At 72.9% G+C, this 5,123-nt stretch carries 4 protein-coding genes; all 4 read left to right on the top strand.

The features are described from left to right. A partial coding sequence (mqnC, locus tag ACYVE9_RS15030; RefSeq protein WP_461028345.1) for a cyclic dehypoxanthinyl futalosine synthase occupies positions 1-1,179 on the top strand: 1,179 nt, incomplete at its 5' end. A gap of 97 nt (positions 1,180-1,276) precedes the next feature. Beyond that, entirely contained in the window at positions 1,277-2,272 is a 996-nt protein-coding gene (locus ACYVE9_RS15025) for an ATP-binding cassette domain-containing protein (protein WP_461028344.1), read from the top strand. Next, entirely contained in the window at positions 2,272-3,123 is an 852-nt protein-coding gene (locus tag ACYVE9_RS15020; protein ID WP_461028343.1) for an ABC transporter permease, read from the top strand. The genes ACYVE9_RS15025 and ACYVE9_RS15020 overlap by 1 nt, the downstream gene beginning before the upstream one ends. Beyond that, positions 3,120-5,123 (top strand): AMP-binding protein (locus ACYVE9_RS15015; RefSeq protein ID WP_461028342.1); only part of this gene is annotated, 2,004 nt, incomplete at its 3' end. The genes ACYVE9_RS15020 and ACYVE9_RS15015, both read left to right, overlap by 4 nt.

Here is a 5,123-nt window from a genome sequence, read left to right as displayed (position 1 = left end):
CTCCAGTCCGTGCTCGACCGTGCCGCCGACGGCGGGCGCATCACCCCGGAAGAGGCCCTGGACCTGTACCGCGACGCGCCGCTGCACGCGCTCGGCCGCGCCGCCGACGCCGCCCGCCGGCGCCGCTACGCCGGGACCGAGCACATCGCGACGTACATCATCGAGCGCAACATCAACTACACCAACGCCTGCGTCACCGCCTGCAAGTTCTGCGCGTTCTACGCGCCGCCCAAGAGCGACAAGGTGTGGACCCGCGACCTGGACGACATCCTGCGCCGCTGCGCGGAGACCGTCGAACTGGGCGGCACCCAGATCATGTTCCAGGGCGGCCACCACCCCGACTACGGCGTGGAGTACTACGAAGAGCACTTCTCCGCCATCAAGAAGGCCTTCCCGCAACTGGTCATCCACTCCCTCGGCGCGTCCGAGGTCGAGCACATGGCCCGCATCTCCGGCGTCACCCCCGACGAAGCCATCCGCCGCATCCACGCCGCCGGACTCGACTCCTTCGCCGGCGCCGGCGCCGAGCTGCTGCCGGCCCGGGCACGCACCGCCATCGCCCCGCTCAAGGAGTCCGGCGAGCGCTGGCTGGAGATCATGGAAACCGCCCACACACTGGGCGTCGAGTCGACCTCCACCATGCTGATGGGCACCGGCGAGACCAACGCCGAACGCATCGAACACCTGCGCATGATCCGCGACGTCCAGGACCGCACCGGCGGCTTCCGCGCCTTCATCCCCTACACCTACCAACCCGAGAACAACACCCTCAAGGGCCGCACCCAGGCCACACTCTTCGAGTACCTGCGACTGATCGCCGTCGCACGCCTGTTCTTCGACAACATCGCGCACATCCAGGGCTCCTGGCTGACCACCGGCAAGGAGATCGGCCAACTCACCCTGCACTACGGCGCGGACGACCTCGGCTCCGTCATGCTGGAAGAGAACGTCGTCTCCTCCGCGGGTGCCAAGCACCGCTCCAACCTGCTGGAACTGATCACGCTGATCCGTACCGCGGGCCGCGTCCCCGCGCAGCGCGCCACCACCTACGAGCACCTCGTCGTGCACGACGACCCGGCGAACGACCCCGTCGACGAGCGGGTCGTCTCGCACGTGTCGTCCACCGCGATCGAGGGCGGCACCGCGCACCCGGAACTGAAGCTGATCCCCGCCACCTGAGCCCTCGGAGCGAGCCCCGGGGCCGCCGGGCCCCGGGCTCGGCAGTGCTCCCCTGTACCGGCTCACCCCACTCACGCACACGAGGATGGAGAAGCCCATGGCGGGCGCCATTCACGCCACGGGTCTGACGAAGACCTTCGGCAAGGTCCGGGCCGTCGACGGAATCGACCTGGACGTACCGGAAGGCAGCGTGCTGGGGCTGCTCGGTCCCAACGGAGCGGGCAAGACCACCACGGTGCGCCTGCTCACGACGCTGCTGCGCCCCGACGCGGGCACCGCGACGGTCGCCGGACACGACGTGGTGCGGCAACCCGACCGGGTCCGCCTGTCGATCGGCCTCTCGGGCCAGTTCGCAGCCGTCGACGACCGGCTGACGGGCCGGGAGAACCTCCGCATGATCGGCGAGCTGTACGGCATGCGCAGCCGGGACGCCCGGCAGCGCGCCGAGGAGCTGCTGGCCCAGTTCGACCTGGCCACGGCCGCCGACCGGGTCTCCCGCACGTACTCGGGCGGTATGCTCCGCCGGCTCGACCTGGCGTGCGCGCTGGTCGTGCGGCCGTCGGTGATGTTCCTGGACGAGCCGTCCGTCGGGCTGGACCCCACCAGCCGGCTGATGCTGTGGGACACCATCGACCGGCTGGTGGAGTCGGGCACGACGCTGCTCCTCACCACCCAGTACCTGGAGGAGGCCGACCGGCTGGCCCAGGACATCGCGGTGGTGGACCACGGCCGGGTCATCGCCCGGGGCACCTCGCGGGAGCTGAAAGCGCAGACGGGCGGAGCGTGGGTCGAGGTGGGCGTGGCCCGGGCCGACCAGGTCGAGGACACGGTCGTGCTGCTGGAGCGCTTCGGCATTCGCAGCCCCGAGGCGGACCGGCCGCGCCACACGGTCTCCGTACCGGTGGACGGAGGGGTGCGGGTACTGACGGAGGTCATCGCCACCCTCGACGCTGCCGGGATCGAGATCACCGACATCGGGCTGCGGCGGCCGACCCTCGACGAGGTCTTCCTGGCTCTCACCGACAACGGCCCGAGGGACGCCGAGCACGCCGGGGTCGGCGCCGGCGTCGGCGCGGCGGGCGAGAAGGAGTGATGACCGTGTCGGCAGCGGTGCAGACCGGAGTCCTCCGGCGGCCCGGAACAGCGGCCAAGGCCGCACGCGACGTGGTCGTGGTGACCCGGCGCAACATGGTGCGGACCCTCCGGATTCCCGAGGTCATCATCCTGAGCCTGGTTCAGCCGGTGGTGTTCGTCCTGCTCTTCGCCTACATCTTCGCGGGCTCGTTCAGCGTGCCCGGCGCCGACGGCCCGGCCGCCTACCGCGAGTACATGATGGCGGGCTTCTTCGCCCAGACCATCGCCTTCGCCACGGCGAGCAACAGCAGCGTCAGCATGGCGACCGACCTGCAGAGCGGCATGGTGGACAGGTTCCGCTCCCTGCCGGTGGCCCGGAGCACCCTGCTGACCGGGCGCACCCTCGCCGACGCCCTGCAGAACGTCGTCGTGACGACCGTGATGATCGGCTGCGCGGTGCTCGTCGGCTGGCGCATCCACAACGGGTTCCTGCGCGCCGCGGCGGCCTTCGGGCTGCTGCTGCTCATGGGGTACGCGCTGTCCTGGGTGGGCGTGCTCATCGGCCTTTCCGTGCGGGCGCCGGAAGCGGCGGTGTCGAGCAACTTCCTGTGGCTGTTCCCCCTGACGTTCCTGTCGAACGCGTTCGTCGCCCCCTCCAACCTTCCGACCGTGCTGCGCTGGATCGCCGAGTGGAACCCGCTGAGCGCCACCGTGCAGGCCTCGCGGGAACTGTTCGGCAATCCCGGCATGGGCCAGTCGGGCGCCTGGCCGGCCCAGCACCCGGTGGTCGTCTCGGTGGCCTGCTCACTGGTGATCATTCTCGTCTGCCGGACCCTGGCAGTGCGCCGCTACCGCTCGGTCGGCTCGTGAGCGGGGAGACGCCCGGCACGGCCGACGACTCCTTCCGTGCCGACCTGGTAAGGCCCGTGCACGAGCTGCTCGCCGGGCACGCCGCCCGGCAGCCCGGCGCGACGGCGTTCACGGACGCCCACCGCTCGGTGACCTACGCCGAGCTGGACCGCCGCACCGCGCGTCTTGCCGGCCACCTGGTCGGGATGGGGCTGGACCGCGGGGCGAGGGCGGTGATCCATCTCCCCCACCGCGTCGAGGCGGTGGAGAGCCACCTGGCCGTCGCACGGGCGGCCGCGGTCGGTGTGCCCGTCGATCCGGACTGCACCGAGGCCGAGTTGGCGCACGTGGTGGACGACTGTGCCGCCCGGGTGCTGATCACGGACTCGGCGCGACTGCCGGCGGTACGGCGGGTGCTGGCCGGCCGGACCGGCGTCGTGCTGATCGTCGTCGGTGACCCGCCGGGGCGGAACGGGCCGGCTCCGGCGGCGGAGGACCCTCCCCTGTTCGAGGCGCTGGCCTCCGCCTGGTCGTTGCGGGATCCACCGCGCGACGACCTGGGGCTGGACGAGCCGGCCTGGGTGCTCTACACGTCCGGGACGACCGGCAGGCCGAAGGGTGTCGTGTCGAGCCAGCGCACCTCACTGTGGGCGACCGCCGCGTGCACCGTGCCGCTGCTGGGGCTGTCGGCGCGGGACCGGGTGCTGTCGCCGATGCCGCTGTTCCACGCGGCGGCACACAGCATGTGCCTGCTCGCGGTCCTGGCGGTGGGCGCGAGCGCCCGCCTCGCGGACGCCGGGGACGACGTCCTGGCCACCGCCGCGGCGGAGCGGTCCACCTTCCTCGTGGGCATGCCCACGATGTACCGGCGCATGGTGGAGCAGGCGCGCACCGCCGACGGGGACGTGCCCGCTCCGCGGGTGTGCATGGTGGTCGGTGCCTCGTGCCCGCCGGCGCTCCACTCGGCGTTCCGGGCCGCCTTCGGCGTCCGGCTGCTGGACAGCTACGGCACCACGGAGACCGGCGGCGCGATCACCACCGACCTGCCGCGGGGCCTCCGGGTCCCCGGGTCCTGCGGGCGCCCGCTGCCCGGCCTGTCGCTGCGCCTGACCGATCCGCGCACCGGGGCGGAGGTCGGCCCGGGGCGGCTGGGCGAAGTGGAGGTCCGCTCACCCGGCTTGATGCTGGGCTACCACGGGCTTCCCGAGGCGACCGCCGCCGTGCTGCCCGACGGCTGGTACCGCACGGGCGACCTGGCCCGGCAGGACGCGGACGGCCGGATCACCCTCACCGGGCGGCTGACCGACCTCATCGTCAGGGACGACACCCACGTCGACCCCCGCGCGGTCGAGGAGGTCCTGCTCCAGGTGCCGGGCGTGCGTGACGCGGCGGTGGGCGTGGTGTCCCGGGGAGCGGCGGGCGGCGTGCCGGTCGCCTACCTCGTGCCGGGGCCGGACGGCGTGGACCTGGAGGCGGTGCTGACCGCCTGCCGGATCCGGCTGTCGGCGGCCGAGCACCCCGAGGAGATCCACGCCGTCGACGAGGTGCCGCGCAACGCGGCGGAGGAGGTGTCCCGGGCACGGCTGGCGGGACTGGCCACCCGGACCCTGTGGCGCGCGACGCGTGAGCCCGCCGACGCGACGCGGCACGCCTACGCCGAGGGGCTGGGACTGTCACGCGCACTGCATCCGCTGCTCCGGGCGGTCGTGGAGAGCCCGGACTCCGGTGAGGTGGTGTACACCGGGCGGTTGGCGGGCGAGGACGACGGCACGTGTCCGGTGCCGAGGGCCGGAGAACGGGACGTGGTCCCGGCTGCGGTGCTCCTGGAGCTTGCGCTGTACGCGGCCGGTGAGTCGGGCTGCGGCCGACTGGAGGAGTTCCGGGTGGAGCAGCCGCTGCTGGCGCCCGAGAACGGCGGGGTGCAGTTGCGGGTCGCCGTCGGTGAGCCCGACGCGCTGGGCGGGCGCACCGTGGCCGTCCACGGCCGCCGGGAGGCGGGCGGGGCACGCGGACGCCCCTGG

The organism is Streptomyces sparsus, from assembly GCF_054776295.1.
Note: the sequence above shows the minus strand (reverse complement) of the source record. Positions and strands in the feature narration are given on the sequence as shown.

Coding starts and splice junctions, on each gene's coding strand:
- ACYVE9_RS15025 (WP_461028344.1), top strand. CDS start 1,277: ATGGCGGGCGCCATTCACGCCACGGGTCTGACGAAGACCTTCGGCAAG.
- ACYVE9_RS15020 (WP_461028343.1), top strand. CDS start 2,272: ATGACCGTGTCGGCAGCGGTGCAGACCGGAGTCCTCCGGCGGCCCGGA.